Here is a 24,686-nt window from a genome sequence, read left to right as displayed (position 1 = left end):
TGTAAGTATTTTAATTATTTAAAATTCTGCAAAGAATAGAGGATAAAATGCAAAGTAAAAAATTTCTGAGTCTACTAAAAAATATGTCATACACAATCTCTTCCAATCTGATTTCTTTATTAATATCTACCTTTGTTGTACTTATTATACCTAAATTAATAGGGGTGGAAGAATATGGTTACTGGCAAATTTATTTGTTTTATGGCTCATACATTGTTTTACTGCATTTAGGTTGGAATGATGGGATTTATTTAAGATATGGTGGAGAAAATTATAAGAAATTGGATAAAAGAAAGTTTTATTCTCAATTTTGGAGTTTTTTTATCTTTCAATTTATTGTTTCATTAATATTATTGTTAGTAATACATAAATATATGGAGACACCAAATGATATATTTATATTTACAATGTTATCGATTTTTTTACTAATTGTTAATGTGAGATCTTTTTTACACAATATATTACAAGCAACTAATCTAATTAAAACTTATTCAATAAGTACTATTTTAGATCGGCTTGTATATGTAATACTTATTAGTATCTTGTTGTTAACCGGAAATAGAGACTTTAAATTATTAATTATTGCAGATTTAGTTGGAAAAAGTGTTTCCTTGCTCTATGCTATGTATTTGTGTAGAGATATAGTTTTTGGAAAATTTGAGGATTTTTATTTTGATTTAATAGAAACTGTAGAAAATATAAGAGTTGGTATAAGTTTGATGTTTGCCAACATAGCTAGCAGCCTAATTTTAGGAATAGTAAGATTTGGTATTGAAAGAGTATGGAGCGTAGCTATTTTTGGCAAAATTTCACTCACATTAAGTGTATCAAACTTATTGATGGTATTTGTAAATGCAACTAGTTTAGTTATATATCCAATGCTGCGTCGAACTAATACCGAAAAACTTAAAGATCTTTATAGCTTAATGAGAACTTTATTAATAGTTCCTCTAATTGGTGTTTTAATTATGTACTATCCATTAAAATATGTTTTATCATTATGGTTACCTGAATATGCTGAAAGTTTAAATTATATGGCATTAATCTTCCCAATGATTTTGTTTGAAAGTAAAACTGCTTTATTAATTAATACGTATTTAAAAACAATAAGAAAAGAACGTATAATTTTAAAAGTAAATATTTACACAGTTTGCGTAAGTATCATAATAACAATGATTTCGACACTCATATTAGAAAATTTGACAGTTGCTATGCTTTCAATTGGAGTTTTACTGGCATTTAGAAGCATAGTTGCAGAGCTTTTATTATCAAAGATAATAAAAGTTAATGTAGTTAGCGATATATATTTAGAAATTTTTATGAGTATTATTTTTATCATCACGTCATGGTATATAAAATCAATTATAGGTATTTTTATTTATATCTTGTTCTATTTTATATACTTATTGATAAAAAGAAAAGAAATTATGTATACGTATAATTTTATAAAAAAATTATTAAAGGTATAAATTATCTTTTTACATGGGGGAGTCAATTATGAGAGGAATCATTTTAGCAGGAGGAAGCGGAACACGCTTGTATCCTTTAACGAAAGCAACATCAAAACAATTAATGCCGATTTACGATAAACCGATGATTTATTATCCTATGTCCACATTAATGTTAGCAGGTATTAAAGATATTTTAATTATTTCAACACCAGATGATACACCACGTTTTAAACAATTATTTGGAAATGGTTCAGAATTAGGAATAAATTTAGAATTTAAAGTACAAGACCAACCGAATGGGTTAGCAGAAGCTTTTATTATAGGTGAAGATTTTATTGGAGAAGATTCAGTTTGTTTGATTCTAGGGGATAATATTTACTATGGTGGTGGGTTATCTAAATTATTACAACGAGCTGCTGAGAAAGAAAAAGGGGCAACAGTCTTCGGATATCATGTGAATGATCCTGAACGCTTTGGAGTGGTTGAATTTGATGAGCATATGAAAGCATTATCAATTGAAGAAAAGCCAGAAAAAGCTAAAAGTAATTATGCTGTAACAGGTTTATATTTCTATGATAACAAAGTTGTTGAGATTGCTAAAACTATCCAACCCTCTCATAGAGGTGAACTTGAGATTACAGATGTCAATAAAGCTTATTTAGAAGCTGGTGAATTGGATGTTGAAGTAATGGGTCGTGGCTATGCATGGCTAGACACAGGAACTCATGAATCATTATTAGAAGCAGGAACTTTTATTGAAACTATTGAAAAGCGACAAAATCTTAAGGTAGCTTGTCTAGAGGAAATTGCTTATCGTATGGGATACATATCTCATGAACAGTTAATTGAACTGGCACAACCATTGAAAAAGAATGGATATGGTCAATATCTGTTACGAATTGCAGAAGAAGATAGATAGAAAGGAGTTAAATAAAGTGAAAGTATTAGATACAAATTTACAAGATGTAAAAATCATCGAGATGGCTGTTTTTGGCGACCATCGTGGTTTTTTCACTGAAAGCTACACAAAAGAAAAATTTTTAGAAGCAGGAATCATTATTGATTTTATTCAAGACAATCACTCATTATCTGTTGAACCCGGAGTATTGAGAGGGATGCACTTTCAGACTCTTGAAAAAGCTCAAACAAAATTGGTACGTGCAACCACTGGTGTCATTTATGATGTTATTGTAGACATGCGCGTGGGGTCCCCAACATATGGACAATGGGAAGGATACATACTAAGCGAGTTTAACCATCGCCAATTATTAGTACCTAAAGGATTCGCTCATGCTTTTGTAACACTTACGCCAAACTGTAACGTGCAATATAAAGTGGATGAGTATTTTTCAAGTGAGCATGATGGGGGAATCGCTTTTGATGATCCAGCATTAAATATTCAATGGCCAATGCCTATCGATAAGCTAGTGTTATCTGAAAAAGATACTAAACATCCAAAATTAGCAGAGTTTAACAATCCGTTTGTTTATAAAAAATTTAAATTAGGAGATATATGTAATGAAAAATATGATTGTTACTGGTGGAGCAGGTTTTATTGGTTCAAATTTTGTCCATTATGTAGTTGATAACTATACTGATGTTCACGTTACGGTGTTGGATAAGCTGACCTATGCAGGAAATAAAGAAAATTTAGCAGGACTGCCAGCAGATCGAGTAGAATTAATCGTAGGAGATATCGTTGACGCTGAATTAGTAGACCGTCTTGTAAAAGATGCAGATGTCGTTGTGCACTATGCTGCAGAATCACATAATGATAATTCTCTTAATGATCCGTTTCCTTTTGTTCAAACGAATATTATGGGGACGTATACGCTGCTTGAAGCTTGTCGGAAGTACGATGTACGATATCATCATGTTTCAACTGATGAAGTCTATGGCGATTTGCCATTACGTGAAGATCTTCCTGGAAATGGAGAGGGACCAGGTGAAAAATTCACATCGGAAACTCCTTATAATCCATCTAGTCCATATTCATCCACAAAAGCAGGTTCAGATTTATTAGTGAAAGCTTGGGTACGTTCTTTTGGATTAAAAGCGACTATTTCAAATTGTTCAAATAACTATGGACCTTATCAACACATTGAAAAGTTTATACCTCGCCAAATTACAAATATCTTATCCGGTATTCAACCAAAACTTTATGGAGAAGGCAAGAATGTAAGAGATTGGATTCATACAAATGATCATTCTTCAGCTGTTTGGGAAATTCTAACAAAAGGCCGAATTGGGGAAACTTACTTAATTGGTGCTGACGGCGAAGAAAACAACAAGCAAGTTCTCGAGATGATTCTTGAACTATTGAATAAGCCAAAAGATGCATATGAACACGTAACAGATCGTGTAGGTCATGATTTACGTTACGCGATTGATTCAAGAAAGCTTCGTGATGAATTAGGTTGGACACCTCAGTATACTAATTTTCATGATGGCCTAGCCGATACGATTAAATGGTACACAGATAATAAAAACTGGTGGTTAGCTGAAAAAGAAGCAGTTGAGGCTAGTTATTCAAAAAATGGCCAATAATAAAATATAGTTAAAAAAGATAGGAGATTTCCTATCTTTTTTCATATAGAGGAGGAGATCAAATGATCTTAATTACAGGAGCAAATGGGCAACTGGGAACAGAGTTGAAAAAAGTATTGGATGAGAAAGACCTAACTTATGTAGCAACTGGTTCGAAAGAATTAGACGTTGCAGACAAGTCCGCTGTTCATCAGTTTGTATCGGCATTAAAACCGTCGGTGATTTATCATTGTGCGGCCTACACAGCAGTGGATGCTGCTGAAGAGGAAGGGAAAGAATTTAATCAGTTAGTAAATATCATAGGAACAAGAAATATAGCAGAAACTGCTGAAGAAGTAGGCGCTGAATTAGTTTACATAAGTACGGATTATGTTTTTGATGGAACCAACCAAGACGAATACAGAGTAGATTCGCTACCTAATCCTAAAAACGAGTATGGCCGTGCAAAACTTGAAGGCGAAAAAATTGTTCAAGAAATATCAACTAAAGCCTATATCATTCGTACATCTTGGGTTTTCGGAGAGTTTGGAAAAAATTTCGTGTTTACCATGCAACATTTAGCTGAAACACATTCTCGTTTAACAGTTGTCAGCGATCAAGTAGGACGACCGACCTGGACACGAACTCTTGCAGAGTTTATGCTACATTTGACAGCTACTCATCAAGAGTATGGACTTTATCACTTGTCAAATGAAGGGGAATGCTCTTGGTATGAATTTGCAACAGAAATTCTAAAAGATACATCGGTAGAAGTTGCACCCGTTACTTCTGAAGAGTATCCACAAAAAGCGTATCGGCCAAAACATTCAGTGCTGGATTTATCTAAAGCTAAATCTACAGGGTTTAATATCCCGACTTGGCAAGAAGCGCTAGAGGAATTTATGAATGTAATGAAGTAATGAAGTATAATCATTTTGAATTTCAAAACCATTATATTATTTTATCTATACAATAATTTTTCAACTAGATAGTACTGTAATTATATTCTATAAAGGAAGTACCAAATAGATTGAGGGATAAAAAATGATTGATTTACACTGTCATATTTTGCCTGGTATTGATGACGGAGCAAAAAATATGGCGCGAGAAGCTGTTTCAGAAGGTATTACTCATATTTTGACTACACCACATTATAAGAATGGACTTTAGGATAATGAAAAAAAGGTATTTTAATTCTAGTAGATGAATTGCAGAAAGAGTTAGATGAATGAGGCATTCCGTTAACTATTTGTCCTGGTCAAAAGGTCCGAATTAATGGTGAATTATTTGAAGAACTAGATGAAGATAAGGTACAATTTATTGTTGAAGGCAATCAATATGTTTTAATTGAATTTCCAACACCTGCTATACCTGCGTATACAGAATCACTATTCTTTGAATTACAAAAATAAGGTATTACACCAATAATTGTTTATCCAGAGCGCAACCGAGAAGTGCTGAAAGATCCAGACGTATTGTTGCCATTTGTTGAAAAGTGAGTTTTGGCTCAACTCACTGCTGCTAGTTATACAGGTGGTTTTGGAAAGAATATACAGAAGTTGAGTAAACAACTCATTGAAGCAAATTTAGTGCTGTTTTAAAAAAAATTATAGATTTAATTAATTTGTAGGACATTATAGAATTAGAAAAGGAATCTTTAGCTGCCACACGCAGTTTCGAATGGTTAAAAATTCACTTTTTATTTATTAGTATGTAGCCTATAAGGGATGTAACTATAAACAAAACTCCAGATGGGGAAACATCTGGAGTTTTGTTTAATTATCTCTAAATAAATTCTTCTGGAAAATAATGATCAAAATTAGTAAAATAATGGGTAATTAATTCATCGGGAGGTAGAGCTATTTTTTCAGCAAAGCTTAACATGAGTTGAATCTTTTCGGTAGTAGATTCACATATCAAAACGTATCCGGTAGCAAATTCTTTTTTAGGAACAACAATGGCTGATGCATTTGCCATATTTACTACACGTATCAATCCTTTTTTAGCTAATACTTGTTGTTCATGTGTTTGTTTTCCCATATGCCCAATAACCGTATCTCCAAAGCCGTGGTAATCTACAGGACCTTCTTCAGAAATGAGAAAATCACAGCTGGTTAGGTGTGCTTTTAGAAATGTAATTAATGGATTTCTAGGTCCATAAATAACTGGATGAGAAAGAGACGTCACGCTCTCACTCTTAAGTGCTGTAGCCAATTCAGAAGTACTATTTTGTTCATCTAGTGTAAAGATTGATAGTCGTTTAGCATTTTTTACTGGTAGTTGTAATTCAGAAAACGTAGCAGTTAATGCGCGTTGCATTTCTTGAAAAGTCCGGGTGATATACCCAATCGAAACCGTAAAAGAAATGTTATCTGTTGAACGATTTACGAATTGTTTTACATGTTCTTCTTCAATCAAATTGCTAATAAAGCCAAAAAGGTTTACGGACATTGCGGGTGCTAATACTGATCCGCCACCATCCGTACCAATACCTAAATCGTTGATACCAACTAAGACGTTGATTGCAGTACCACTTGAAGAACCAGTCATAGGCTTTCCACTAATAGGATTTTTTAAAGAAATATCAACGGCTCTTCCGCCTAAACTGTAAGCATCCAGTGTATGTAAGAGATAATCCTCGTTTTTTGTTAACTTATCTAAAAGTGAATGAGGAATGTGTTTTTTATTTTTTACACCGATATAATGGTAGTTTGCATTCTCTTTTTCAAAATGATTCAAGGCTTCTGGGAAAACTTTTATTACAGATTGATAAGGATTTTTTAAAGCAATAAAGCTTTTTTTTGCTGCGATTATAATAATATCTTTATTCATAGTTGGACTCCTTTTTTAGACTTTAGCTTTATAGTACCTCTAAAAATTAAATAAGCAAATAATAAATTATGAACTAATACTTGTATCTCTTTAAAATGTCCGCTATACTCTTTTTAAAGAGAACGTTTTCTTTACCAATATACAAAAAAATGTATATTGGGAATTGAAAGGGGAGAGAACAATGAAAAGGATTGTTATCGGAGGACAAATTGATAAAAAAGAAGTAGCGGCACTAGTAGAAAAATATGGAGAAGGAAAATTTACGATAGAAACTAAAAGTGATTTAGAAGCAGCGATGGCATTGAAAAATGGGTTAGCTGACTATTACTTTGGTGCTTGTAACACGGGAGGTGGAGGAGCTCTTGCAATGGCAATTGCTTTAGTTGGAAGAGATGCAACCGTTACCGTATCTATGCCAAGCAATCTTATGTCTGATGAAAAAATCAGAGAGAATGTTAATAACGGCAAAAAAGCATTTGGATTTACAGCTCAACATAAAGAGACTGTTATTCCAATTATCATGGATGAACTAAAAAAAATAAATTAAAAGTTTAAGGAGGAGAAAGAAAAGTGGATATTATTGAATTAGTAGTTGTAGGGGCATTGGGAGCACTAGCAGCCATGATGGCCAATAAAGGAATTGCTGTTTTTAATGATGGGTTACGTCCGGTTATGCCAGAGTATTTAGAGGGAGTAATTGGAAAAAAGGAATTAGCCGCAACAAGTTTTGCTGTTAGTTTTGGGTTGGTTATTGGTTTTGGAATCCCAGTTTCACTTGGTGCGAGCGTTATTTTAGTTCATAGTATTCTTTTAATGACAGATATTATTGGTACTTGGGCTCCAGAAGGAAAAAAAGGAACAATCATTGCTGGAATCATTGGAGCCTTGTGGGGAATTGGAATTACGATTGGGTTACAAGTTGTAGTGGATTTATTTGGCTTAATGCCAGTTAACTTCTTAGATGCTTTAGGAGCAGTTGGAACACCGATCGTGATAGGTTTTGCTGTTTTCCCAGCACTAGCTATTGCCTATCAACATGGGTTTACAAAAGGAGCACTTACTTTAGGATTTAGTACATTAGCTTTGGTCTTGGTTAAGCGATTTGGAATAATTACATTAGCAAGCGGAACTACTTTTACATTAAGTGCTGAAGGTATGGCCTTATTGGTTGGAATGGTCTTAATGGTATTCTTTGCTGTTCGTGTAAAAGGCGAAGGAACAGACAATCAAAATCTTGTTAGTATTTTTGTAGAGCGTGTGACAAGAATCAAAAAAAATGCTCTTTTATTATCGCTTACTGGAGGGTTAGTGGCTGCTGCAACAAGTTTAGTAATTATTGCAGGTGACCCCATTTCACTGAACTTGATGAGTGAAGGTAAATTTGGTGAAGCAGCATTAGCTGCATTTGCTCGTGGAATTGGTTTCATTCCATTAGTATTTTCTACCGCTATTGTAACTGGAGTATACAGTCCATCTGGAACTACTTTTGTTTTTGTTATTGGTATTTTATTACAAGGTCATCCTATATTTGCTTTCATTGCTGGAGCCATTGTAATGTTTCTTGAAATTATGTTATTGAATGGTGCTGCTAAAGGATTAGATCGTTTCCCGGGAGTTAGAGAAATGGGAGAACATATCCGTACTTCGATGAATCGTGTGTTAGAAATTGCTTTACTAATTGGTGGGGCGTTGGCAAGTGAGCAAATTGCACCAGGAATTGGTTATTTCTGGCTGATTGGGGCTTACTTATTAAATCAAACAGCTAAAAAACCATTGGTTAATATGGCTGTTGGACCTGTAGCTGCTATTGTATTAGGAATTGTTGTGAATATTTTATATGTACTAGGCCTGTGGGCGCCAGTTGCTGGATAATGAATAAAAGTGAGGTGCTAAATGATCTATTTGTTTAGCACCATTATCTTTAAATGAAAAAAGAGGAGAGATGGCATGCCTTTAAAAGAAGGAATAACATATGCTCATGAACATACAACAATAGACTTATCTTCTTTAAAAAAAACGGAAGATACAAATTTGAATTGCTTTGACGAGACAGTTGCAGAGTATAAAGAACTGTACAAAAAAGGCGTTCGAAATATCATTGATGTGACTGTGATGGGAATGAATCGCAATCCAGATTATGTGAAAAAAGTTGGTGAATTATCTGGTATAAATATCATCCAGTCAACCGGATGGTATCAAGATAAATTTCTTCCGTCTTTTGTAGATGAACATACGGTAGAAGAAATGGCAGAGGTTATGATACAAGATATTACGGTTGGAATAAATGGGACTGATAGCCGAGCTGAGTTAATAGGCGAAATTGCAACAAGTAAAAATCAAATGACTGAACGAGAACATAAGGTTTTTAAAGCAGCTGTTATTGCCCACCATCAGACAGGAGTTCCTATTACGACGCATACAACTCTAGGAACTCATGGAAAAGAACAAGTTCAATTCTTTAAAGAGAACAAAGTTGATTTAAAAAAGGTTGTGATCGGTCATGTTGATTTAACGGGTGATTCTAACTACGTGTTGTCTTTACTGAAAGAAGGCGTGTATGTTGAGTTTGACACCGTGGGAAAAGAAAACTATATGCCAGATGAGAAACGACTGGAAATGCTATTAGCGATAGAAGCAGCTGGATTTACAGATAAAATTTTCTTATCAATGGATATAACGAGGAAATCCAATCTGAAATATAAAAATGGCATTGGTTACTCTTATTTATTGGATACTTTTGTCCCAATGATTTTAAAAGGTGGTATTTCAGAATTATTTGTTGAGAAGATGTTGATCAAAAATCCACAACAATTTTATTTATAAAGCACTAACAAAAAAGGTGGGAAAAAATGAAGACGTATCCTCTTACTAGTTTAAACATAGAAGAAGCTACAAAAAAACAATTTTCTTTAATTGATGAGATCACTAAAGTCTTTAGAGGAAGCGATATTTTAACTCGTGGCGATTTAGGAGTGATTCCTGGCTTAAATCAGCCTAGAACAACGAACAAAGTTGAAAAAGTTCTAGAGAATTACTTTAATGCTGAAGCAACGATGCTGGTTCGCGGAGCAGGAACTATGGCGATCCGAATGGCTTTACATGCCACAATGAATATTGGAGATACATTGTTAGTACATGATGCTCCCGTTTATCCGACTACAAAAGTATCTATTGATACTATGGGATTAAAAACAATTGCAACGGATTTTAATGATTTAGAAAAATTGCAAGTCACATTAAAAAATCAAGCTATTGATGGGGTGTTGATCCAGATTACGCGCCAAAAACCGGATGATTCTTATGATGCAAAAGAAGTGATACAGTGTATCCAAAATTACTTGCCAAATACACCAATTGTAACAGATGATAATTACGCGGTGTTAAAAACGCCGGAAATAGGCTCACAAATGGGAGCTACTTTAGCGTGTTTCTCGACTTTTAAGTTGTTGGGTCCTGAAGGAATTGGGTGTATCGTTGGAAATGAAAAAGCTATTGAAAAATTGAAAGCAGAAAATTATTCTGGTGGATTGCAAGTGCAAGGTCATGAAGCAATCGACGTTTTGAGGGGAATGATTTATGCGCCAGTAGCGCTAGCACTCTCAGCTAAAGTACTTGAAGAAGTAAAAAATAGCTTGAATGCTGGAGAAGTAAAGGGCGTAAAACAAGCCTACATTGCTAATGCTCAATCGAAAGTGATTTTAGTTGAGTTAGATGAACCCATAGCAAGTGCTGTCCTAGAAGAAGCTGAAAAACTGGGAGCAGCACCTAATCCAGTTGGAGCAGAATCACAATACGAGTTTGTACCAATGTTTTATCGTTTATCTGGAACTTTTAGAGCAGCCAATCCAGATGCAGAAAGAACCATGATTCGAATCAACCCAATGCGAGCAGGTAGTGAAACCATCATAAGGATTTTACATGAATCGATTATAGCTGTATCTAAACAAAGCAGGTAATAGTTTGAAATTGAAAGGATCATAGCATTATGAAAGAAACATTTTATCAAAAAAAAGGATTAGCTATTGAGAAAGTAGCAGCAGAATTATTTTTGCTATCAAAAGATGACAGAATGCCCAATATCAGTGAACTGCAAGAAAAATATGAATTGTCTAGAGGAACCGTACAAAATGCACTTTCATTTTTAAAGGAAATAAGTGCAATTGAAACTGAAAGTAAAGGGCATTTAGGAACGTATATCAAAAAAATGGATTATCAAATTCTTCAATCATATGTTGTTAAAGATCAATTAACAGCTACCATGCCATTACCTTACTCAAAACTTTATGAAGGCTTTGCTACAGGTCTTTATTTAGCTTTTAAAGAAAGCGATATTAAGCTAAATATGGTGTATATTCGTGGTTCAGAAGATCGGATAGATGCTGTTAAAAAGGGATTATATGATATGGCAGTAGTTTCTAGATTTGCTGCCGAACATGAGATAAGGACAAATGGAACTATTGATATAGCTTTAAGGTTTGGACCAAAATCATACCTTTCAGAACATGTTTTGTTATTGGCTTCAAAGAAACATGAGTCCATTATTGATGGTATGAGAGTTGGCATTGACAGAGATTCACTAGATCACCTTATGTTGACAAATGAACATATAGAAGGAAAAAATGTAGAGCTGGTAGAGGTTCCAGCTAACCAGTTGATTTATGCCTTACGGGAAAATCAGATTGATGCCGGTATTTGGAACTATGATGAAATTATAGATAAAAACTATGAAGATTTAAATGTTCAATTCATTTCTTTGAAAGAACAACACAAAGCTATGAACGAAGCTGTCATTATTTGCCAAAAAGATAACTTAGTCATTGAATCTATTTGTAGAAAGAACATAGAAGTAGAAAAAATGTTGGAAACTCAAAATAAAATAAAAAATGGGTTAATGACACCTCGTTATTAAAAGGAGAGATCTTTAAGATGATTCAAGAAAAACTAACGATTTTAAGAGAGAATAATGTAATCAATGATTCAGTATATGATTATGCGCAAGAAGTGTTGAAATTTATGAAAGCTCAAAATATCATTAGTAATGAAGATGAAGCAGATACTTTTATTACTCATTTAGTGATGGCAACTGCACGACAATATACAGAAGAAACAATTAATTCGGTAGATCAAATGATAAATGAACAAATAAAAGCGGATCAAAAATATGACGAAGCTTTAAACTACTGGAATAAAATTGCAGCATTAGCCCCAGTTTCTTTTAGAGAAAATGAGGCAGAATATTTTCATTTGCATTTGGTAACATTATTGAATCATTAATAGAAGTTTAGGGGGGAAAAGCATGTTTATGGATGTTGTCAAAAAAAGAAATCCTAAACTTATCCAAGAAGCCATAACGCTGCATCAATCAGAAAAAATTCTTCCAGATACGTATGTGCTTGATTTAGATATTATCCGTGAAAATGCCAAGAAATTAATAGAGACAGCGAAGAAAAATGATATTGAACTATTTTTTATGCTTAAACAAATTGGAAGAAATCCGACTATTGCAAAAATGTTGGTTGAATTAGGAATAAAGAATGCTGTGGTAGTGGATTTTCGAGAAGCAAAGATTATGATGGAAAATAATATTCCTTTGGGAAATGTAGGCCACCTCGTGCAAATTCCACAGATGTTACTGAAAGATATCATGATGTATGGCTCAAAATATTTAACCGTTTATTCACTAGAAAAATTACAAGCTATTAATGGTTTGGCAAAAGAAATAGGCATTAAGCAAAAGATTTTATTAAGAGTAGTAAGCGATGAAGACGAACTTTATCCTGGACAATACGGAGGCTTTACACTTAAAGAGTTGCCTTCGTTAATCAGCTTGTTCAAGGAATTAAAATATATTGAAATCTCAGGAGTAACTTCATTTCCATGTTTTTTATATAATGCTGAAAAAGAAATATTGGAACCGACGCATAATACAGAAACTGTAAAAGCGGCTAAAAAATTACTTGAAAAAGAAGGAATCACTATCCAAGAATTGAATATCCCTTCAGCTACTTCTGTATACACACTTCCATTCATCAAAAAAATAGGGGGCACACAGGGGGAGCCAGGACATGCGTTAACAGGTACAACACCCATGCATGCTGAAAAAGAATTAGCTGAAAAACCAGCAATGGTTTATGTAAGTGAAGTTTCCCATAACTTTAAAAGAAAAGGTTACCTTTTTGGCGGTGGATTTTACAGAAGAGGGCACCTGAAAAATGTTTTAATTGATAATCATGGAAAACAAACAGAAGCTCATATAAATGCTCTTTCAGATGAGAATATTGATTATTATTTAGAAATTGATGAAACAGAACCCATTGGTGCTACAGCTATTATGGCCTTTCGGACACAAATTTTTGTGACGAGAAGTGAAGTTGCTTTAGTGAGTGGCATACAAGAAGGCAAACCAACAATAGAAGGTATATACGATAGTCAAGGCAACTATTTGAGAGGGTGAAAAAATGGGTAAATTTATCGTCATCGTACTAGATAGCTTTGGAGTAGGGTATATGAATGATGTATCCAAAGTTCGTCCAGAAGATGTGGGAAGTAACACGGCCTATCATATTATTGAAAGGAAACCAGACATTCAAATAAAAAATTTAGTTAGATTAGGTTTAATGAATGCCATTGGTAAAGAAACAGAAAAACTGAAAAAATCAAAAAAAGCTAATTGGGGAACTTCTAATTTAGCTCATCAAGGTGCGGATTCTTTTCTAGGGCATCAGGAAATTATGGGCACAACCCCTCCGATTCCTTTTAATATGCCTTTTAATGAAGTAATTGATGAAGTAGAACAACAATTGGTAAAAAAAGGCTATTCTGTTCGGCGCGAAGGAAAAAATTCTGAACCTAAAATCTTAGTCATCAACGAATGTGCAACTGTTGGAGACAATTTAGAGACAGATTTAGGGCAAGTATATAATGTATCAGCTTGCCTTGATATTATGCCTTTTGAAGAAGTCAAACGGGTAGGCAGAGCTATCCGTGAAGTGGTAAAAGTATCACGTGTAATAGTATTTGGTGGAGAACATATTGTGTTGAATGATTTATTGAAAGCCAGAAAAGTGAAACAAAATAAATTTGCTGGTGTGGATGCTCCGGAGTCCGGCGTATACGATCAAGGGTATCAAGTTATTCATTTGGGATACGGGATAAACCCTGAGGTACAAATTCCAACGATTTTGAATCATCAAAACATTCCAGTGGCATTGATCGGTAAAGCAGCGGATATCATTCAGACTTCAAGTACTCACCTCTATCCTGGTGTCGATACACAGCAATTGTTCAATTCCTCATTGCAAGAGATAAGCGAGATGGACAATGGTTTTATCTGTTTGAACGTACAAGAAACTGATTTAGCAGGGCACGGAGAAGACGTTAATCGTTATGCTGATCGTTTGGAAGTAAGCGATACAAATATTGGTGAGGTAATGAAACGGTTAGATGAAGAAGATCTTTTAATAGTTATGGCTGATCACGGAAATGATCCAACTATTGGACATAGTCAACATACTAGAGAACGAGTTCCACTGCTGATTTACCGTAAAGGACTTGAAGGAAGAGAAATAGGAGAAAGAGAAACGATGTCAGATGTTGCCGCTACAGCAGCAGAGTATTTTGGCGTTAAGAAGCCACAACATGGCGAATCATTTTTAGGGAAATTAAGATAATTTGATGGAAAACCATACAACTCTTATTGTAGTGAGAGGTGTATGGTTTTATAAGTTTATCTATGGGATAAAGAGAGGGATTAAAGAATGTTGCTATTTGTACCTCAACCAGTAAAACCTTTAATACTTCTGGGTTGATAGGATCTTATGCGTTAATGAATTGAATGTGTATATCTCTGAAAAATGAATTTTACGTTTGATTACTTGAAACAAAAAATTCCGGAGATTAAGTTCACTATTCCAGAATCAACATTTTTAGCTTGGCTAGACATAAGTGAATTCCCTTTTAAAATGGAGGAGATTCAGCAAGCCTTAGTTAACATAGGTGGAGTTGCCATTATGGATGGGTCGATTTATGGCGGCCCAGATTTTCTGAGAATGAATATAGGGTGCTCCAAAGAAAAGGTAATAGATGGATTAGAAAGATTGAAAAGAGCAATTGATTATTTAAAAGCGGATTTAAATGTATTTGAACACTAAGTAATATAATAAACAAGTGAAATTTTTTTTAAAATACCCTAGAGCAGCTAATAATTTAACTCTCTCGGGTATTTTTATTATTGAAAACTAATAGCTTAAACTTTTATGAAAAATAATGATTTACTAATTGTTTAGGAGACAGAGCAGCTTTTTCTGATGTAGTCTCGCATATTAAAACATGACCAGTAGCAAACACATTTTTAGGCACGACTATAGCTATTGTATTTGCCAAGCTCAGAAATACATCATTTATTTCTAGCAATTGCTGAACATATTTTTTTACCATATGTTCGATGGCTGTATATTTAAAATCTAAATAATCAATAGGTCCTTCTTCTATGATCAAAAAAGCTCAATTAATTAATTTAGTATCCAAAAAAAATTAAAGGTTCTCTAAGTTCATATACATTGGACGAAGTATAGATATTAATTTGTTGTTTCAGATAACTTTGTAGTAAATGTAGTAACATTATTTATAGGAAGCATTCAAGTTTATTCATTACCCTAAAATTCACTTAAGCACTATTGGTCCCAAAAGTGAGTCTATAAACTAGGGCCCAATAATGGTTTTAAAAGTAAGCGTTTTATCATAAGATGATAAATGAAAGGAGAAGAGTATGTTAAATAATGAGTCAGTTTTTTTTATTCATTCTTTGATGGAAAATGATGGACGGTCTGTATCAAATATTTCAGGTATTCTTCAAATTACTAAAAAAAAAATTTTGGCAGGAGCTTAATAAAATTAACTCTGAATTTATAATGATGAAAATTCCAGAAATAGTTTTAGAAGATGAAAAAGTTATTTTTTCTGAAGAATCAAAAGTAGCATGGAAAGCTGAAAAGAAGAAACTACGAAAGAAAGATTTAATTTTACAAGATGAAAGGGTATACATGATTATTTTATACACGTTTATAAAAACGGATATTATTTCCAATAATCATTACCAAGAATTCCTTCAGTTAAGTAAAAACTCAGTGTTATTGGATCTAAGGAAAGTGAAAGAAATTTGTGAAAGATACAAAATTGATTTGATTTATAGTAGAAATAGTGGCTACGAATTGAAAGGAGAAGAATATGATATAAGAAGCTTAGTTTCTTATTCGATAGGAAAAATATTATCTTTAACCATTGGAGAATGGTTAATTAACTATATTTTTGAATCTTGGGAATACACGTCTAATAAAGAAATAATTAATAAAGTGATTATAAAGCTTTCGAAAGAATACAATGTGACCTTTACCTACGATAGAATAAAAGAAGTTATTTACTTTTTTGATTTTTTACAGAAAAGAAAAAATTCATTTAAGCTTAATTTTGATGATAAAGATATAAAGTATTTAGAACAACACCCTTTATACAAAATGAGTCATTTTATTGTAAAAGATATTTTTTATAAAAATTGTGAAAAAGAAAAAATATATATAACAATAAGGTTGTTGAGTGCTCTTCAGGGAAATGAAAAGGTTTACGAAGAAGAATTTTTTAAAGAAGTTACAAAAAATATTATTGCAAGAGTTCAAGCTATTACGGGTATCGTCTTTGAAAATCCAAAAGAATTATTTGATAATCTTTTTGAACACTTAGTGCCAGCTTACTTCAGAATAAAATTCGATATTGTTTCTAAAAACCCATATACAGCTCAAATAATGGAAGAATACAATGAATTATATTACTTAGTTGAGAAAGGATTAGAACCTTTAGCAGAACTTACTGGTAAAGCAATACCAGAAGACGAAGTAGCTTACTTTACAGTACATTTTGGTGGCTTTTTGTCTCTAAATAGGGAAGAAAAAAGAACTTATAAAGGGTTGTCTATTTGTCCAAACGGAATAAGTTCTTCTTTAATTATGAGAACACAATTGAAAGAGTTATTTCCTTCGATTGTATTTAGTAGTGTGCATAGTTTGGAGGAAGCAAAAGCATTACGTATAGAAGATTACGATATGGTTTTTTCTACAACATATTTTCAAACAGAGAAGCAACTTTTTTTAACGAAGCCAATTTTAAATAAAGTAGAACAAGAGATCCTGAAGACTGAAGTAAGCCAAAATTTTGATATTGAAGTTGGAATCCAAAATTTAGATATACAAAAATTAATAAAAGCAATCGAACAACATGCAACAATTGAAAATAGAAAAGAACTTTATGAAAGTATTTCTAACATTCTCTATGAAACTGATAGAAATTATGAAGGAGGTAAAAACTTGACAGAGTTATTACAGGAAGACTTAATAAAATTCACTAATAAAAAAATGGAATGGCAAGAGGCTATTTCAATAGCTGCTGACCCTCTTTTAAAAGAAGGATACATTAATGGAAATTATATTAATGCAATGATCAGCATGGTAAAAAAGATGGGAGCATACATTGTTTTAGCTCCGAAAGTGGCTGTTCCTCATGCTAGACCTGAAGAAGGTGTAGCAAAATTAGGTGTAAGTTTGCTGCATCTTGACCAACCAGTAGATTTCAATATGGATAGTGAATACGATGAAGATAAAGAAGTTAAACTAATATTTATACTTGCTGCTGTGGACAGTACAGGTCATTTAAAAGCTTTAAAGCAATTATCTAAAATCCTAGAAGATGAAGAAAATATTACTGAATTAATTGATGCAACAAATGCTAGAGAGTTATTTAATAAAATAAACGAAATTTTAGAGAGATAACAAGGAGGAAGTTAGGTATGTTAAAAGTTGTTACTGTATGTGGAAATGGTATTGGCAGTAGTTTAATGCTGAAAATGAAAGTTGAAGAGTTAGCGAAAGATAATGGTATAGAAATTGAAGTGGAATCAATCGATTCAAATGCTGCTATAGGTAAAGACGCTGATTTATTTATTACAGTTAAAGAATTTGCCGACATATTTACTAAAGATCAGAAAGTAGTTTTTACTAGAAGTTATATGAATAAAAAAAAGATTAAGGAGGATGTACTCCAAACCTTATTGGAAATGTCAAAAAATAAAAATAGAAATGAGGAATAAATAATGGCTATACTAGATTTTTTTAGAGATATATTAAAGGAACCTGCATTTTTAATGGGTTTAATTGCAATGATTGGTTTGTTAGCTTTAAAATCTCCCGGACATAAGGTTTTAACAGGAACGTTAGGGCCTATATTAGGTTATCTCATGCTTTCAGCGGGTGCTGATGTTATATCAGGAAATTTAACTCCGTTATCACAAATGATTGAAACAGGATTTAATATTAGAGGAGTTGTTCCTAATAATGAAGCTGTAACTTCTGTTGCTCAAGAGTTATTAGGTGTAGAAACTATGTCAATACTTATTCTAGGCTTAGTTTTTAACGTACTTATTGCTCGATTCACTCGTTATAAATATGTTTTTTTAACAGGACATCATAGTTTTTTTATGGCATGTTTATTATCTGCAGTATTAGGTGCTATAGGATTTGAAGGGTGGCAACTTATCTTAATTGGAGGCTTTTTCCTAGGATCCTGGAGTGCAATATCACCAGCAATTGGGCAGAAATATACTCTCCAAGCAACAGACGGTGATGAGGTAGCCATGGGACATTTTGGCAGTATTGGTTATTATATATCTGCAGCAATTGGAAGTCTTGTTGGGAAAAATAGTAAAAGTACTGAAGATATCAAAGTACCAGAAAAATGGAGTTTCTTGAGGAATACAACAATTTCTACTGCATTAACTATGGTTATTTTCTATCTTATTGCTGCAATAGCAGCTGGGCCTGACTATGTTTCGACAATTTCAGATGGAACATCGCCTTATATATTTGCTATACTTTCAGGATTGAAATTTGCAGTTGGTGTAACCATTGTTTATGCTGGTGTTCGTATGATATTAGCTGATTTAATTCCTGCTTTCCAAGGAATTGCGACTAAAATTATTCCAAATGCAGTACCAGCAGTTGATGCTGCAGTGTTTTTCCCTTATGCACCAACAGCAGTAATAATTGGATTTTTAAGTAGTTTTGTAGGTGGACTTATTGGCATGTTTATTTTAGGTTATGCTGGTAGCATTTTAATTATTCCTGGATTAGTACCGCACTTTTTCTGCGGGGCAACAGCAGGAGTATACGGTAATGCAACAGGTGGAAGAAGAGGAGCAGTTATAGGTTCATTTATTAATGGTTTAGGACTAGCATTCATACCCGCTCTTTTATTACCTGTCCTTGGAGATTTAGGCTTCAATAATACTACTTTTGGAGATGTAGACTTTGGAATTATTGGGATACTTCTAGGTAAAACAGGTGAATGGATGGGATCAGCGGGGATTTATGTCATTATAGTTATAGTTTTAATAGCATTGATTTTACCAAGTATCTTGAGACCATCTAAAGTAGCGATAAACAATATTGAAATAGATGAAGATTAATAGGAGGATGTTAATAATGGAAAATTTAACTGTAAAAATTTATTCAGATGGTGCTGAAATAGAAAAAATGAAACAATCTTATAAAAGTGGCAGAATTACCGGATTTACTACCAATCCATCTCTAATGAAGAAAGCAGGGATTAAGAGTTATACAGACTTCGCTAAAGCTGTGGTAGAAGAATTTCCAAATGTATCGATATCTTTTGAAGTTTTTGCTGATGATTTCGAGACTATGAAGAAGGAAGCGTTAAAAATATCAAGATATGGGAAAAATGTGTTTGTAAAAATTCCGATTACAAATACAAAAGGTGAGTCGTCTATTCCATTAATTAAACAGCTATCAGAAGAAGGATTGTCGTTAAATGTTACAGCTATCCTAACGTTAGATCAAGTAGTAGAAACAGTTGATGCATTTAGAGAAGGAACTAATAACATTGTATCTGTATTTGCAGGACGTATTGCGGACACAGGAATTGATCCTATTGAGACTATGAAAAAATCTGCAGAAATTTGCCATAAAAAAACTGGAACAGATTTGTTGTGGGCTAGTTCAAGAGAAGTTCTTAACATTTTCCAAGCAAATGATGCAGGGGCAGATATTATTACTTGTGCTCCAGAAATAATTGGAAAATTAAATAATATCGGTAAAGATTTAAAAGAAATGTCTTTAGATACAGTTAAAATGTTTAATGAAGATATAAAAACATTAGGATATAGTATCTTATAAAAGTAGTTTGTTTTGATTATAAATTTCATATTTATTTAGAGATAGCATGCTTTTTATTGAAAGCATGCTATCTCTAAACTTTTTTTATACTATATAAGTTATGTTGTATCAGGCAATGTAAATAGATATTTGGGAACCTATTTATCCAAAGAGTCGAAATTTCATCTATAGTGATGGTAACTCTCATCCTTTCAAAAATATTTCTTTCTTGTGTTATACTAATTGAAAACACATTGACGAGGAGTAATAGCATGATAGTAGTGATTATAGGAGCTTCTTTTGCTGGGGTAGCAGCGGCTTTAGAAGTGCGAAAAAAACAGTCTAATGCAGAAATTATTTTGCTGGAAAAGCAGCCTACTTTAGGTTATATTCCGAATGGACTGCATTTGTACTGGGAAAATAAAATCGCTAATTTAGGTGCAGCTTACTTCATCACGAAAGAGCAATTGGAAAAGCAAAACATCCAGTGCTATTTAGAAGCAGCTGTTGAAAAAATTGATTCAATCCATAGAACAATTAACTATCTCCAACATGGAAAAGAAGAGACAATCAGTTATGATAAATTGATTATTGCAACGGGTTCGAGTCAGTTGTCGCAAAAAATCAGCGGCAGTGATGGCGAAAACGTCTTGAAGTACAAACGGCACCATGAAGCAGAAGATGCCTTATCTAAAATTGATGCTAGCAAAAGCGTAACCATTATCGGAGGCGGTCAGGTCGGAGTGGAAGCAGCTGATTTGCTAAGCAAGCAGCAAAAACATGTTACGCTGATTGAAAATATGGACTATGTGCTATTTAAATATTTTGATAAAGAAATGATTCAGCCACTGCAACAGAAAATGCTTGAACAGGGAATTGATTTGCGTTTGAACCAAACGGCCTCTTCGATTGAAGCAGAAGATCAACCGGTAACAATTCGATTTGGAAATGAAATGGTTAAGAGTGATGCCGTTATTTTAGGTGTGAATGTGAGACCGGACTTGCATTTTTTGGATGAGCATATCAGGCTCCACATGGACCAAACGATTGCCGTTGATCGCTATATGCGTACATCGGTAGAGGATGTCTTTGCCGTTGGAGATTGCATCCAGCTGACTTTTGGAGAAGACGATGAAACGGTTTATATTCCGCTTGTAAATAATGCTGTCCGTACAGGAATTGTGGCTGCTGCTAATCTTATCCAACCAAAAATGGTTTTCAAAGGCTCTTTGCGCACGATTGGGACATTTATATTCGGGTATTATATTGCTAGCACAGGTATAACAGAAGCTGAGAGTTTATTTACCAATCAAAAAGTGGAAACCTATCGTCAAGAAGTGCTCTTAACTAGTCTACCAAATAGTGCTACCGTAACGATTAAATGGGTATATGATGCAACTAGCCATACTTTGCTTGGGGCACAGATGATTTCAACTTCGGATATTTTAGAAAAAATCAATACATTAGCGTTAGCCATTCAAACGAAACAAACGTTGGAAGATTTGCAGCAAAAAGATTATTTCTTCCATCCATCGTTTACCCAAATGATTTCGGCTACCAATTTTGTTTCTTGGCCAGAAGTGAGGGATGACGGAAATGAAAATTGAACACTTCTTGGAGAAAAATGAGATCAGAGAAGTTACGATTTTTAAACAACTCGTGCTGAACGGCGGAAAACTCTCTTATACAGATATGTTGGAATATTTAGCTGTTGCAAGAGCCTCACTGGATAAAGATTTGGAATCCATTTCTTTTCGAATTCACTCTCTTGCAGATCAGGTGAACGTAAACTATGATGGACAATACATTTCTTTAACCATGAGCGATGAATTTTCTTTGCCGAAAATTCATCAGCTCTATTTGAATCAGTCAATCAAAGTGAACTTGGTCCGGTTTTTATTTAAGCATCAAGAGTTCTCGATTACTCAGCTGACACAAAAACTAATGATCAGCGATTCTTCTTTATTTCGCAAAATCAAAGAATTAAACAGCTATTTAAAAGAGTTTGGCATCAAAATCCGCAATGGGCAGTTGCACGGGGAAGAGTTGCAGATTCGGTATTTCTACTTTCAATTTTATAGCTATATCGAAAATAAAGAATCCCTTGTTGTTTCGCATAACGATAAGCAGATTACTCAATTGGTGCAGGCTATGGAAAGTTCCTTGCAAGTTACGATTGAACCAGAAAACAAACAACGCCTCGATATTTGGATGCTCATTAGTAAAACTCGTGTCACTAGCAAAGAGAAGAAGTATACAGACTTACGCGAACACATGCAGCCTTACTTAGAGGATACTCTGTATCAAAAAATCCGTATTATGGTTTTACGCTACTTCAGTCGTTATTCTATTGAAGTCGATGAAGAAGAAGCAATGCTACACTTTGCTTTTTTGCTAGCTTTTCCGATTCTGAATGAACACGATTTTCATGAATATACCCTAGAGCGTGACCGTCGTGCACCTATTGCGACGATGGATGCCTACATTGTGGAAACCATTATTATCCAATATAAGTTCCGCAGATTGCCTTACATGTTGGAACGTGACATGCATTATCATCTTTCTCATGTTCACACAAAACTGTACTTCTTCCAAGGAGAAATGGAAATTTATGATTATGAGGAAATGTTGGCTAAAGAAAAGCAATTTACCGGCAGAGACCTGGTTTCATTTGCAGAGACATTGATTGGCATCAGTACAAATAAATTTGGTATCAAAGAAGTAGAAGACAATAGTTTATTGAAAATAGGATTACTAAAATATATCAGTTTACTGGCTATTGTTACGTTGAAGATGACGACCATTTTGCAAGTGGGAATTGATTTGAAAATGGAAGCTATTTTTACCGATACACTGAATCAGTTACTTATACTAAATATGCGGCATATCAATGGCATCCATATCGAAACTTGTCAGCTAGGTAAAGGGTATGATCTCATTCTAACCAATGAACAACCAATCAATAAAAATCACTATGGTAAATCCAGAGTATACGTCCTTTCTGAAATTATGTCCTCTTTCGACATGAAAAATATCCAAACGGTTATCCAAGAAATCAATTCATAGAACAAGCTACAGTAAAATTACTGTAGCTTGTTTTTTATTTGAATTTTTTGAACTACAGTCCTGGCTAGATATTTTGCTGTTCACGCACAGATACAATTCTGTTCACTGCTTCTTCGATTTTAATTAAATCATTGACAGTAGGGACATTTTCAATGTAGATATTGCGTTTTGACTCTAACTTAGGTAGCGGAAAATTGGTCACAATAAAATCATAATTCAAATCCTCTAGCATGGATAAACTTAAATGATTATCCATATAGATGTCAACCACTAATTGTTCAGTAAATTCACTTTGAATAAAGTCTTTTAACATATCGGCATGTAAAATATGATGATTGCTAATGACTAAAACTTTTATTTTATCAAATTTTTTATGCAATTCGGGCACGAGGTTCTTCCAATAAGTAAATAGAGAACAGATAAAGAAATCTATTCCATCTTCCGTGATAGGCTTATCCTGCAACTTTCGATATGCTATCATCCCCTCGTACAAATCGTTATAAAAGACAGGGAATTTATAACGAATAGCTTCTGAAAAATATTTATTGTTATTGTAAAGAATATGTCCAGATTGTGGTTTTTGATACTCTAAATGAGTAGTGTTTTGCATTTCAAGAATGACTCTTTCTTTATTTACAAGTGGAATATCATTATCCGTAGAAAGTTTATCTAATAGCTTAATTAAAAGGGAAACTTCAGCTGCCATTGTTTTGTTCTCTCTAGTTTTCTCTATCAAGCGCTCGTAACTCAGTGAGAATCCTTCTTGTACAAAAGGAGTAAATAATTGATTAATGAGATCGTTATTAAACTTAACGCCTAAAGAGTCCTCAAAAGATTGAAAAATGTCCGCATAGATGCTTAAATCTGGAATGATTTCATCAAAATTGATTTCAAAATTATCGGTATCAACATAATGGTTGTTCTGGTATCTGATGAGATTAACTACCGTAACTAATTTAAAATCATTATAATGCGAAAAGTCAATAGGTAGTGGAACAAAATCAGTGAAAAAAATCAATAGTTTATCCAATGAATTTTCATGAATTGTTTTATATGGCCATTCAAGAGGAGAATGCTTTTCAAAAAAATACTGGTAAAAGAAATAACGAATATTTTTTTCTGATCCTATTATACGGCAAGGATTTGTTTCAATGAAACAATCGTATTGTCTAATACTGTCATTGATTTGATTAATTATACGATAAAGGGTAGATGAGCTTATAAAGAAACTATCTGCTAACTCCGAAATAGTTTTCCCCTCATCCATAAATATAATTTCCAGAAAATGATAAGCAACGGATTCAGTCAATATTTTCTGATAAAGCGAGCGTAACCCTTTGTTATGTTCAAAAATCAAACGAACACCATGATGTGAAGTTTGAACTTGAAAATCAGTAAAATTATTTTTTAAAAACACAATATCATCTTTTAACGTCCTATCAGAATAGTTAAGCTGCTGGGCTAATTCTGATAGGAGTGTCCAGTCCTCTTGTCTAGACAATATCTCTGCAAATTGAAGCCTTCTTTTTTCACTATTATTCAAAAAGTTTATTAACACAAAACTACCTCTCTCATTGCCAGAATTTATACTTCTATA

The 24,686-nt window shown here is 33.5% G+C and carries 24 protein-coding genes; 21 read left to right on the top strand and 3 right to left on the bottom strand.

Features of this window, described 5'->3' with window-relative positions; translation table 11 throughout:
* Nucleotides 1–47: 47 nt before the first annotated feature.
* The 6 genes from CAR_RS07690 (at nucleotide 48) to CAR_RS07665 (ending at nucleotide 5,147) form a co-directional block, all read left to right on the top strand.
* Complete coding sequence (locus tag CAR_RS07690; RefSeq protein WP_013711143.1) at nucleotides 48–1,469, top strand: oligosaccharide flippase family protein; 1,422 nt, start codon at nucleotides 48–50, stop codon at nucleotides 1,467–1,469.
* A 28-nt stretch (nucleotides 1,470–1,497) separates the two neighbouring features.
* Nucleotides 1,498–2,370, top strand: a complete 873-nt coding sequence (gene rfbA / locus CAR_RS07685; RefSeq protein WP_013711142.1) for a glucose-1-phosphate thymidylyltransferase RfbA — start codon at nucleotides 1,498–1,500, stop codon at nucleotides 2,368–2,370.
* A 16-nt stretch (nucleotides 2,371–2,386) separates the two neighbouring features.
* Nucleotides 2,387–3,037, top strand: coding sequence for a dTDP-4-dehydrorhamnose 3,5-epimerase (rfbC, locus tag CAR_RS07680; RefSeq protein ID WP_013711141.1), 651 nt, complete (start codon nucleotides 2,387–2,389; stop codon nucleotides 3,035–3,037).
* On the top strand, nucleotides 2,970–3,998 hold the full coding sequence (rfbB, locus tag CAR_RS07675; protein WP_041556422.1) for a dTDP-glucose 4,6-dehydratase: 1,029 nt from the start codon (nucleotides 2,970–2,972) through the stop codon (nucleotides 3,996–3,998). Before rfbC ends, rfbB begins: the two co-directional genes overlap by 68 nt.
* 62 nt (nucleotides 3,999–4,060) lie before the next feature.
* Nucleotides 4,061–4,897, top strand: coding sequence for a dTDP-4-dehydrorhamnose reductase (gene rfbD / locus CAR_RS07670; protein ID WP_013711139.1), 837 nt, complete (start codon nucleotides 4,061–4,063; stop codon nucleotides 4,895–4,897).
* Nucleotides 4,898–5,021: 124 nt separating this feature from the next.
* Nucleotides 5,022–5,147, top strand: a complete 126-nt coding sequence (locus CAR_RS07665; RefSeq protein ID WP_013711138.1) for a CpsB/CapC family capsule biosynthesis tyrosine phosphatase — start codon at nucleotides 5,022–5,024, stop codon at nucleotides 5,145–5,147.
* 615 nt (nucleotides 5,148–5,762) lie between these two features.
* Here CAR_RS07665 and CAR_RS07660 read toward each other — a convergent pair.
* On the bottom strand, nucleotides 5,763–6,809 hold the full coding sequence (locus CAR_RS07660; RefSeq protein ID WP_013711137.1) for an amidase family protein: 1,047 nt from the start codon (nucleotides 6,807–6,809) through the stop codon (nucleotides 5,763–5,765).
* A 181-nt stretch (nucleotides 6,810–6,990) separates the two neighbouring features.
* On the opposite strand from CAR_RS07660, the gene CAR_RS07655 reads away from it, so the two are divergent.
* From CAR_RS07655 to CAR_RS07615, 9 genes are all read left to right on the top strand, one after another.
* The gene (locus CAR_RS07655; protein WP_013711136.1) at nucleotides 6,991–7,356 is read left to right on the top strand and encodes a DUF2620 domain-containing protein; all 366 of its coding nucleotides are present in this window, start codon (nucleotides 6,991–6,993) and stop codon (nucleotides 7,354–7,356) included.
* Nucleotides 7,357–7,379: 23 nt separating this feature from the next.
* Nucleotides 7,380–8,681: a YhfT family protein gene (locus tag CAR_RS07650; RefSeq protein WP_013711135.1), complete on the top strand. Its 1,302-nt coding sequence runs from the start codon at nucleotides 7,380–7,382 to the stop codon at nucleotides 8,679–8,681.
* Between the two features lie 75 nt (nucleotides 8,682–8,756).
* Entirely contained in the window at nucleotides 8,757–9,632 is an 876-nt protein-coding gene (locus CAR_RS07645; protein WP_013711134.1) for a phosphotriesterase family protein, read from the top strand.
* 26 nt (nucleotides 9,633–9,658) lie between these two features.
* Entirely contained in the window at nucleotides 9,659–10,765 is a 1,107-nt protein-coding gene (locus CAR_RS07640; RefSeq protein WP_013711133.1) for an aminotransferase class V-fold PLP-dependent enzyme, read from the top strand.
* A gap of 29 nt (nucleotides 10,766–10,794) precedes the next feature.
* A complete protein-coding gene (yhfZ, locus tag CAR_RS07635; RefSeq protein WP_013711132.1) occupies nucleotides 10,795–11,718 on the top strand; it encodes a GntR family transcriptional regulator YhfZ in 924 nt (307 codons plus the stop codon).
* A 17-nt stretch (nucleotides 11,719–11,735) separates the two neighbouring features.
* Complete coding sequence (locus CAR_RS07630) at nucleotides 11,736–12,083, top strand: hypothetical protein (RefSeq protein ID WP_013711131.1); 348 nt, start codon at nucleotides 11,736–11,738, stop codon at nucleotides 12,081–12,083.
* Nucleotides 12,084–12,105: 22 nt separating this feature from the next.
* Nucleotides 12,106–13,263, top strand: a complete 1,158-nt coding sequence (locus CAR_RS07625; RefSeq protein WP_013711130.1) for a YhfX family PLP-dependent enzyme — start codon at nucleotides 12,106–12,108, stop codon at nucleotides 13,261–13,263.
* A gap of 4 nt (nucleotides 13,264–13,267) precedes the next feature.
* The gene (locus CAR_RS07620) at nucleotides 13,268–14,479 is read left to right on the top strand and encodes a phosphopentomutase (protein WP_013711129.1); all 1,212 of its coding nucleotides are present in this window, start codon (nucleotides 13,268–13,270) and stop codon (nucleotides 14,477–14,479) included.
* A 183-nt stretch (nucleotides 14,480–14,662) separates the two neighbouring features.
* Complete coding sequence (locus tag CAR_RS07615; protein WP_013711128.1) at nucleotides 14,663–14,959, top strand: aminotransferase class I/II-fold pyridoxal phosphate-dependent enzyme; 297 nt, start codon at nucleotides 14,663–14,665, stop codon at nucleotides 14,957–14,959.
* Between the two features lie 103 nt (nucleotides 14,960–15,062).
* Here CAR_RS07615 and CAR_RS07610 read toward each other — a convergent pair whose 3' ends face one another.
* On the bottom strand, nucleotides 15,063–15,305 hold the full coding sequence (locus tag CAR_RS07610; RefSeq protein WP_013711127.1) for a hypothetical protein: 243 nt from the start codon (nucleotides 15,303–15,305) through the stop codon (nucleotides 15,063–15,065).
* A 320-nt stretch (nucleotides 15,306–15,625) separates the two neighbouring features.
* On the opposite strand from CAR_RS07610, the gene CAR_RS07605 reads away from it, so the two are divergent.
* The 6 genes from CAR_RS07605 (at nucleotide 15,626) to CAR_RS07580 (ending at nucleotide 23,089) form a co-directional block, all read left to right on the top strand.
* Entirely contained in the window at nucleotides 15,626–17,626 is a 2,001-nt protein-coding gene (locus CAR_RS07605) for a BglG family transcription antiterminator (protein WP_158305248.1), read from the top strand.
* Between the two features lie 17 nt (nucleotides 17,627–17,643).
* Nucleotides 17,644–17,943: a PTS sugar transporter subunit IIB gene (locus CAR_RS07600; RefSeq protein ID WP_013711125.1), complete on the top strand. Its 300-nt coding sequence runs from the start codon at nucleotides 17,644–17,646 to the stop codon at nucleotides 17,941–17,943.
* Between the two features lie 3 nt (nucleotides 17,944–17,946).
* Nucleotides 17,947–19,317 (top strand): PTS ascorbate transporter subunit IIC, encoded by a 1,371-nt coding sequence (locus CAR_RS07595; RefSeq protein WP_013711124.1) that lies wholly within the window; start codon nucleotides 17,947–17,949, stop codon nucleotides 19,315–19,317.
* 16 nt (nucleotides 19,318–19,333) lie between these two features.
* A complete protein-coding gene (locus tag CAR_RS07590; RefSeq protein ID WP_013711123.1) occupies nucleotides 19,334–20,044 on the top strand; it encodes a transaldolase in 711 nt (236 codons plus the stop codon).
* Nucleotides 20,045–20,295: 251 nt separating this feature from the next.
* Nucleotides 20,296–21,630: an FAD-dependent oxidoreductase gene (locus tag CAR_RS07585; RefSeq protein WP_013711122.1), complete on the top strand. Its 1,335-nt coding sequence runs from the start codon at nucleotides 20,296–20,298 to the stop codon at nucleotides 21,628–21,630.
* Nucleotides 21,620–23,089: a helix-turn-helix domain-containing protein gene (locus CAR_RS07580; protein WP_013711121.1), complete on the top strand. Its 1,470-nt coding sequence runs from the start codon at nucleotides 21,620–21,622 to the stop codon at nucleotides 23,087–23,089. The genes CAR_RS07585 and CAR_RS07580 overlap by 11 nt, the downstream gene beginning before the upstream one ends.
* Nucleotides 23,090–23,153: 64 nt before the next feature.
* On the opposite strand, the gene CAR_RS07575 is transcribed toward CAR_RS07580, so the two are convergent.
* On the bottom strand, nucleotides 23,154–24,647 hold the full coding sequence (locus CAR_RS07575; protein ID WP_013711120.1) for a helix-turn-helix domain-containing protein: 1,494 nt from the start codon (nucleotides 24,645–24,647) through the stop codon (nucleotides 23,154–23,156).
* Nucleotides 24,648–24,686: the final 39 nt, after the last annotated feature.

Origin of the sequence: Carnobacterium sp. 17-4 (assembly GCF_000195575.1) — a bacterium.
Lineage (GTDB): Bacteria > Bacillota > Bacilli > Lactobacillales > Carnobacteriaceae > Carnobacterium_B.
The sequence above is the reverse complement of the archived record's forward strand: the minus strand, read 5'-3'. Positions and strand labels throughout refer to the sequence as shown.

What these genes read in the sequence shown, in the direction of transcription:
- CAR_RS07690 (WP_013711143.1), top strand. Translation starts at nt 48, where the DNA reads ATGCAAAGTAAAAAATTTCTGAGTCTACTAAAAAATATGTCATACACA.
- rfbA (WP_013711142.1), top strand. Translation starts at nt 1,498, where the DNA reads ATGAGAGGAATCATTTTAGCAGGAGGAAGCGGAACACGCTTGTATCCT.
- rfbB (WP_041556422.1), top strand. Translation starts at nt 2,970, where the DNA reads ATGAAAAATATGATTGTTACTGGTGGAGCAGGTTTTATTGGTTCAAAT.
- rfbD (WP_013711139.1), top strand. Translation starts at nt 4,061, where the DNA reads ATGATCTTAATTACAGGAGCAAATGGGCAACTGGGAACAGAGTTGAAA.
- CAR_RS07665 (WP_013711138.1), top strand. Translation starts at nt 5,022, where the DNA reads ATGATTGATTTACACTGTCATATTTTGCCTGGTATTGATGACGGAGCA.
- CAR_RS07660 (WP_013711137.1), bottom strand. Translation starts at nt 6,809, where the DNA reads ATGAATAAAGATATTATTATAATCGCAGCAAAAAAAAGCTTTATTGCT.
- CAR_RS07655 (WP_013711136.1), top strand. Translation starts at nt 6,991, where the DNA reads ATGAAAAGGATTGTTATCGGAGGACAAATTGATAAAAAAGAAGTAGCG.
- CAR_RS07645 (WP_013711134.1), top strand. Translation starts at nt 8,757, where the DNA reads ATGCCTTTAAAAGAAGGAATAACATATGCTCATGAACATACAACAATA.
- CAR_RS07640 (WP_013711133.1), top strand. Translation starts at nt 9,659, where the DNA reads ATGAAGACGTATCCTCTTACTAGTTTAAACATAGAAGAAGCTACAAAA.
- yhfZ (WP_013711132.1), top strand. Translation starts at nt 10,795, where the DNA reads ATGAAAGAAACATTTTATCAAAAAAAAGGATTAGCTATTGAGAAAGTA.
- CAR_RS07630 (WP_013711131.1), top strand. Translation starts at nt 11,736, where the DNA reads ATGATTCAAGAAAAACTAACGATTTTAAGAGAGAATAATGTAATCAAT.
- CAR_RS07625 (WP_013711130.1), top strand. Translation starts at nt 12,106, where the DNA reads ATGTTTATGGATGTTGTCAAAAAAAGAAATCCTAAACTTATCCAAGAA.
- CAR_RS07620 (WP_013711129.1), top strand. Translation starts at nt 13,268, where the DNA reads ATGGGTAAATTTATCGTCATCGTACTAGATAGCTTTGGAGTAGGGTAT.
- CAR_RS07615 (WP_013711128.1), top strand. Translation starts at nt 14,663, where the DNA reads ATGAATTTTACGTTTGATTACTTGAAACAAAAAATTCCGGAGATTAAG.
- CAR_RS07605 (WP_158305248.1), top strand. Translation starts at nt 15,626, where the DNA reads ATGGACGGTCTGTATCAAATATTTCAGGTATTCTTCAAATTACTAAAA.
- CAR_RS07600 (WP_013711125.1), top strand. Translation starts at nt 17,644, where the DNA reads ATGTTAAAAGTTGTTACTGTATGTGGAAATGGTATTGGCAGTAGTTTA.
- CAR_RS07595 (WP_013711124.1), top strand. Translation starts at nt 17,947, where the DNA reads ATGGCTATACTAGATTTTTTTAGAGATATATTAAAGGAACCTGCATTT.
- CAR_RS07590 (WP_013711123.1), top strand. Translation starts at nt 19,334, where the DNA reads ATGGAAAATTTAACTGTAAAAATTTATTCAGATGGTGCTGAAATAGAA.
- CAR_RS07585 (WP_013711122.1), top strand. Translation starts at nt 20,296, where the DNA reads ATGATAGTAGTGATTATAGGAGCTTCTTTTGCTGGGGTAGCAGCGGCT.
- CAR_RS07580 (WP_013711121.1), top strand. Translation starts at nt 21,620, where the DNA reads ATGAAAATTGAACACTTCTTGGAGAAAAATGAGATCAGAGAAGTTACG.